A 6117-nucleotide genomic window follows, 5' to 3' on the forward strand; every position below is an offset into this window, starting at 1 on the left:
GCCAAATAGGATCAACACTACCATGCTGGTGATTCGCAAAGTAGCATCACAAACTTGACGCAGAGATTCTAAGGTAAGTTTACGATTAGCAGCCGCCAGTGCGATCGCACCACCACAACCCACTGCACCCGCTTCTGTTGGCGTAGCAATGCCAAAAAATATACTGCCCAGCACCAACAAAATTAGTATCAAAGGTGGTATCATCACCCGAATTATCCGCTTTCCCAAAGCTTTACCACCAATATTTCTGACATCAGCAGGTAAAGCCGGTGCTAAATCTGGCTTCAAAAATGCCACAATCAGAACGTGTAGGGCAAATGCACCAGCCATCATCAAACCGGGAATCACCGAACCGATGAACAAATCGCCCACTGATACACCCAATTGGTCGCCCAGCACTACCAACACCACACTCGGCGGGATAATTTGCCCCAATGTTCCTGATGCAACTATCACACCAGTCGCTAATTCTTTGTTGTAACCATAGCGGAGCATAATTGGTAGAGAAATCAAACCCATTGCCACTACAGTCGCCGCTACTACCCCAGTAGTTGCTGCTAACAGCGCCCCTACCAAAATCACAGCTAAAGCCAGTCCGCCTCGTAAGCGTCCCAACAAAATCCCCATCGTTTCTAAGAGTCTCTCTGCTATACCCGATTTCTCTAACATTGCCCCCATGAAGATGAAATAAGGGATAGCTAATAAGGTATAGTTTGCCATGATGCCAAAAATGCGTTGTGGCATGGCAGTCAGAAACACTGGGTCAAATACACCTAAGCTAATTCCCAATATTCCAAATAAAATTGCCACACCACCCAATGAAAAAGCCACCGGATACCCCAGCGACAGCAACACCAAAGCACCAGCAAACATCACTGGCCCCAACCATTCATAAGCCAGTGTCATGATTGTCCTCCCTGCCTTGAAGAATTGCCAAGTTTTTGATCGCCTGAGAAATTCCCTGGAAAATCAGCAGCACAAAGCCGACAATAATCATTGCTTTAATCGGGTAACGAGGCAATCCCCCAGGATCGGATGAGGCTTCCTTAATTAGCCATGAAGCCACAACCGCATCCCAAGAAAAAGCGATCGTCATGATACAAAATGGGATGAGGAAAAATATAGTCCCTACTAAGTCTGCAAGTGCTTTTCGTCGGGGTGGCCAATTACTGTAAAAAATATCAACCCGCACGTGTTCGTTGTGCTTGAGGGTGTAAGCTGCTCCCAACAAGAAAACTAAATCAAAAATATACCATTGAGATTCTATGTAGGCGTTGGAGGTGAAGTTGTTACCGGTAATTCTTCCAAGATATCGCCCGATGACATTCCACACGCCAAGCACGATCATTACTAGTACCAGCCAACTAGTAAATCGACCAATGCGTTCAGTGCAATTATCAATAATATTTGATATTCTTAATAATTTTTCCAATAGTTATTTTACCTCTTGAATTGCTGTAAGAGACTTCTTTGTAATTTTAAGGGTTTGTAGTAAGGACTTTAGTGCTTAGAAAATAAGGACTTTAGTCCTTACTACTAACTTGCTTACCCATCAATTTCAAATTGACAGACTACTAGCCTTAATTCCAAAAAATCGTCTATGTGGTTTCACTAATGCCAATTTACCAACTCATCTGCTAGAGATTTTAAAGGTTTACCGTTATATAAGCAATGCTTGCTAGAGTCTGGAGTGCATCAATTGTGGGCATCGATGCCGTCAAAGTCGGCGTGGAAGTCGATGTGTCAGGGGGATTACCGGGAATTGTTGTCTTGGGACTTCCAGATTCAGCGATTCAAGAATCAAGAGAAAGAGTCAAAGCAACTTTGAAAAATACTGGCTTTGCCTTTCCGATGCGTAAAATAGTCATTAATTTAACTCCGGCAGATTTACGCAAAGAAGGCCCCTGTTTCGATTTGCCTATTAGTGTAGGAATTTTGGCGGCTTCTGAGCAAGTTAGCGCTGATTTGTTGGGGGATTATCTCTTTTTGGGCGAAGTCTCTTTAGATGGCAGTTTACGTCCGGTGGCTGGTGTATTACCGATCGCAGCAGCAGCCCAAAAGATGGGAATTGCAGGTTTAGTTCTCCCTGCTGATAATGCCCAAGAAGCGGCAGTGGTTGAAGATTTGGCTGTTTACGGCTGCAAGCATTTGTCTGAGGTGGTGGATTTTTTAAATAATCCGGGGCGTTACAAACCTGTGCAGATAGATAGTACAACACAGACAACAACAGTATCCTACCCTGGCACAGATTTACATGATGTGAAAGGACAAGCTCATGGGCGTCGTGCTTTAGAAATTGCTGCGGCTGGTGGGCATAATCTCATTTTTGTCGGGCCGCCTGGTAGTGGGAAGACGATGCTAGCAAGACGCTTACCAGGAATTTTACCACCGTTGAGCTTTGCCGAATCTTTAGAAGTGACTCGCATTCATTCGGTGGCTGGTTTATTGAAAAATCGTGGTTCATTAGTACGCGATCGCCCTTTTCGCAGTCCCCACCACTCAGCATCCGGGCCTTCTCTTGTGGGTGGCGGTAGCTTCCCTCGTCCTGGAGAAATATCATTATCTCACAGGGGCGTGCTGTTCCTTGATGAACTTACTGAGTTTAAACGAGATGTTTTAGAATTTCTGCGTCAACCTCTAGAAGATGGCTATGTGACAATTTCCCGCACCAAATTATCGGTAATGTTTCCCGCGCAGTTTACTTTGGTGGCGAGTACCAATCCCTGTCCTTGCGGCTACTATGGCGATACCATCCAACAATGTACTTGTTCTCCCCGCCAACGCGAGCAATATTGGGCAAAACTTTCTGGGCCGCTGATGGATCGAATTGATTTACAAGTTGCAGTGAATCGCTTGAAACCAGAAGAAATTACCCAACAACCCACGGGAGAAACATCAATATCAGTACGCGAACGGGTTCAACAAGCAAGCGATCGCGCAATTACCCGTTTCCAAGGAGAAGCAAATCTGCGTTGCAATGCCCATTTGCAAAGTAGTCATCTCCAAAAATGGTGCAAGTTAGATGATGCTAGCCGCAATTTATTAGAAGCAGCAATAAGAAAATTAGGTTTATCAGCAAGAGCAAGCGATCGCATTCTCAAAGTAGCACGAACGATTGCAGATTTAGCAGGAGAAGATGAGCTAAAAACCAATCATGTAGCGGAAGCGATTCAATATCGCACAATAGATAGAATGCAGTAGTTTTCTTGGATGATGGCTTAAATCTGTTAAAGGTTGACGCAGATAGTTCGTGCTACCTACCAGCAGCTAGAACAGCAAGGCTAAAGCTATGATTCTAATAAATGAGTTCAGAGTCCAAACTTTATGAAAACCAGCACCTCAGCAGAATCACATTTAAAAGTCAATATTTTGCTGGAAACTAGAGAAGATGGTAGCGCGATCGCATCTATTTTGGAACTTTCACAGTATCGGGTTGAACCTAATACTTGAAAGTGGGTTAAGTAGGAAAAGTAGGATCTTTTCTCTAAAACATTAAATAAACTCTTATTTAAGTGTATTCTTGACAGGTCAAGGGTAACTACTATTGACAGAATTAATTTTGTCTTAACCTGTCAAAAATAATTCCAGTGTAATCTATAGTCATCAGTAAGCTTTAACCATTAATCCTTATTAGTAAAGGATAGGTCGTTGCTGAATCAAAATCAGAAAATTTTATCTTGGAGTGTAGGATGAAAGCTTTTATCACACGAAAAATTGCCCTTGTCGTTACTGTAGTCACTGCAAGTCTCGGTTTGAGTGCTAACAAAATTTCAGCTGACGTTGGGATCACTAAATTAGCTGATATCCTTCAAATTAATGTTACAGGCAAATGGTCTACTTTAAGATTCATTGGCTTAACCTCAAAGAATACTCTTGTAAATATAGATCCGAGTGGATTTGCCAAAGTAATAAAGGTTAAAGAAATTGACGGCAACTTACAAGGTATTGACTTCCGTCCAGCAAACGGTCTGCTTTATGGTGTCACAGATACTGACAACATATACACGATCAACTCTATAACTGGTCAGGCGACCTTTGTGAGCAAACTATCTAGCAGCTTTAATGGAGGATTTCAGTCAGGGTTTGACTTTAATCCTGTACCAGACCGCTTACGGATAGTAGGTAGCAATGATCAAAATTTCCGTACTAATGTAGATACTGGTGCAGTCACTGCCGATAAAACCCTAGCGTATGCTACTGATGATGTCAACGCCAAAGTTGACCCCAACATTACCGCTGTCGCTTACATAAATTCGGTTGCTAGAGCCACATCAACTCAACTTTTTGGTATTGATTACGATCTTGACGTGTTAGTACTGCAAAACCCACCTAATGATGGCACTCTCAGAACGATTGGCAAGCTTGGTGCTAACTTTGCACCGATAAGCGGGTTCGACATCTTTACAAATGCACAAGGCAAAAATACTGGCTATGCACTGTCTGGTTCAGTTCTTTACACTATTAACCTATCTACTGGCACTGCAACTAAAATCGCCACTGTACCTAAAGGTAACTTCATTGGTTTAGCCGTTACATCTAAGTAGGCATCCCCCAACTCAACTTTATCTATTGGTTAAAAGCGTAAATGCGTATGCTCTGCTCTTGATTGTTAAGATATTCAATCGAGAGCAGAGCAGGCGCTTCAGATTTTTCTTAGTCCCCGGAAGCGAACTTTGTTTGTATAGCCACGAATTCCATTCGCTTTTCAAAAACCTCTAAGACGCAGGAGAAATTAACTGACCAATACGCTTGAGAATTTGCAAAACGGCGTACAGTTCTCTCGCGGATGCAAACGGAGCAAAAACTCTTGACAAATCGTACTGTGGTATATTTGTTTGCGTCACTTTGACAAATAAAATATCGTCTCCATTCGTCACCATCCCAAACACAGGTTTACTGGGATTGGGGTTAGCCATCATATAAGCTAGAGCTTGCGGTACAGCCGACCAAACTGAGAGTGTGGTTTTTTTCGACTCCAACACCATCACCCACAACCGATCTTGTAACACTAAAACATCAATCCGTCCGCGCAGTATCTCCTCGCCATCATTGAGCATGAGTTCCACGGATGATTCAGCCTTAAGTCTGAAAGGAGGATCGTAAAATCCAGAGAGTGCAAGTATTGGTGACACCAACAACAATATGACTGTCCCTTCTAGTAAATCACCTCCGGCACGGTGATAAAGATACCTGCGGCGCACGACATCTACAGAAGCTTTTTCCGCTTCTGTAATTTCAGACAATCCCTCATACCACTCTGGGAAAAATTGCTCGTTTTCAACACGGACAAAACCAAATCGATTTTCTGCATCCTCTAGAGTGGTAATCGCTTCAGTAATTGCTGCGGTCTGTGTCATTGCTTCTAGGTAAAAATTACTTTGCTATATTAATATCAGCGCATCTTTATTATCGCCAATTAGCGCCGCAGCTACGCCCGCCGTAGACATCGCATTGTTATGTCACGATAAAATTCTAAATTCCTCCCCAAGAACGCTTCACAAACACCCTTGGGAGGATGTCGCAACTCAGGAGATCAGTATCCAATATATCAGGGACTAAGCAACATCCCCTACAAGGAGACTGATTGGATGAATTTGCAAGAAATTTGGAAGTTATTACAAGAGACGTTCAAAGAATGGAGTGAGGATAAAGCCTCACGGTTAGCGGCGGCGTTAGCTTATTACACGATTTTTTCCATTGCACCATTGCTAATTATTGTAATTGCGATCGCAGGTGCAGTATTTGGAGAGGAAGCGGCAAGAGGTCAAATTGTCGGACAAATTCAAGGTTTAGTCGGGGTAGACGGCGCAAAGTTTCTCGAAACAGCCATCCAAAATGCTAACCAACCAAAGACAGGAGCGATCGCTTCGATCATTAGTGTCGTAGTTCTACTAGTGGGTGCTACAGGCTTATTTACTGAGTTGCAAGATGCCATGAACACGATTTGGGAAGTGAAACCCAAACCTGGACGTGGCATAAATAATATGATTCGCCTCCGCGTTTTGTCCTTTGCAATGGTGATCGGAATTGGATTTTTACTTTTAGTTTCTCTAGTAATTAGTACGATACTAACAACATTAGTTACATACTTTAGTAACTTGTTGCCAGGTTTTGATT

The 6117-nt window shown here is 43.0% G+C and carries 7 protein-coding genes; 4 read left to right on the forward strand and 3 right to left on the reverse strand.

What is annotated here, in order from left to right; genetic code table 11:
- Positions 1-906, reverse strand: a 906-nt coding sequence (locus IQ229_RS09470) for a TRAP transporter large permease (protein WP_194043158.1), incomplete at its 3' end; no start/stop codon positions are given.
- Positions 890-1432: a TRAP transporter small permease subunit gene (locus IQ229_RS09475; RefSeq protein WP_194043160.1), complete on the reverse strand. Its 543-nt coding sequence runs from the start codon at positions 1430-1432 to the stop codon at positions 890-892. The genes IQ229_RS09470 and IQ229_RS09475, both read right to left, overlap by 17 nt.
- A 239-nt stretch (positions 1433-1671) precedes the next feature.
- On the opposite strand from IQ229_RS09475, the gene IQ229_RS09480 reads away from it, so the two are divergent.
- The 3 genes from IQ229_RS09480 to IQ229_RS09485 all read left to right on the forward strand — a co-directional run bounded on the left by IQ229_RS09480 (position 1672) and on the right by IQ229_RS09485 (position 4544).
- Positions 1672-3201 carry a YifB family Mg chelatase-like AAA ATPase gene (locus tag IQ229_RS09480; RefSeq protein ID WP_194043161.1) on the forward strand — a complete coding sequence of 510 codons (1530 nt, stop codon included), beginning with the start codon at positions 1672-1674 and terminating at the stop codon, positions 3199-3201.
- A gap of 123 nt (positions 3202-3324) precedes the next feature.
- Positions 3325-3450 (forward strand): hypothetical protein, encoded by a 126-nt coding sequence (locus IQ229_RS24485; RefSeq protein WP_265582964.1) that lies wholly within the window; start codon positions 3325-3327, stop codon positions 3448-3450.
- 239 nt (positions 3451-3689) lie between these two features.
- Positions 3690-4544 (forward strand): DUF4394 domain-containing protein, encoded by an 855-nt coding sequence (locus tag IQ229_RS09485; RefSeq protein WP_194043163.1) that lies wholly within the window; start codon positions 3690-3692, stop codon positions 4542-4544.
- Between the two features lie 171 nt (positions 4545-4715).
- On the opposite strand, the gene IQ229_RS09490 is transcribed toward IQ229_RS09485, so the two are convergent.
- Positions 4716-5357, reverse strand: a complete 642-nt coding sequence (locus IQ229_RS09490) for a type I restriction endonuclease (protein WP_194043166.1) — start codon at positions 5355-5357, stop codon at positions 4716-4718.
- 231 nt (positions 5358-5588) lie between these two features.
- On the opposite strand from IQ229_RS09490, the gene IQ229_RS09495 reads away from it, so the two are divergent.
- A partial coding sequence (locus tag IQ229_RS09495) for a YihY/virulence factor BrkB family protein (RefSeq protein ID WP_194043168.1) occupies positions 5589-6117 on the forward strand: 529 nt, incomplete at its 3' end.

The sequence above is a fragment of the Nostoc cf. edaphicum LEGE 07299 genome (assembly GCF_015207245.1).
GTDB lineage: Bacteria > Cyanobacteriota > Cyanobacteriia > Cyanobacteriales > Nostocaceae > Nostoc > Nostoc edaphicum_B.

What these genes read in the sequence shown, in the direction of transcription:
- IQ229_RS09480 (WP_194043161.1), top strand. Translation starts at nt 1,672, where the DNA reads ATGCTTGCTAGAGTCTGGAGTGCATCAATTGTGGGCATCGATGCCGTC.
- IQ229_RS24485 (WP_265582964.1), top strand. Translation starts at nt 3,325, where the DNA reads ATGAAAACCAGCACCTCAGCAGAATCACATTTAAAAGTCAATATTTTG.
- IQ229_RS09485 (WP_194043163.1), top strand. Translation starts at nt 3,690, where the DNA reads ATGAAAGCTTTTATCACACGAAAAATTGCCCTTGTCGTTACTGTAGTC.
- IQ229_RS09490 (WP_194043166.1), bottom strand. Translation starts at nt 5,357, where the DNA reads ATGACACAGACCGCAGCAATTACTGAAGCGATTACCACTCTAGAGGAT.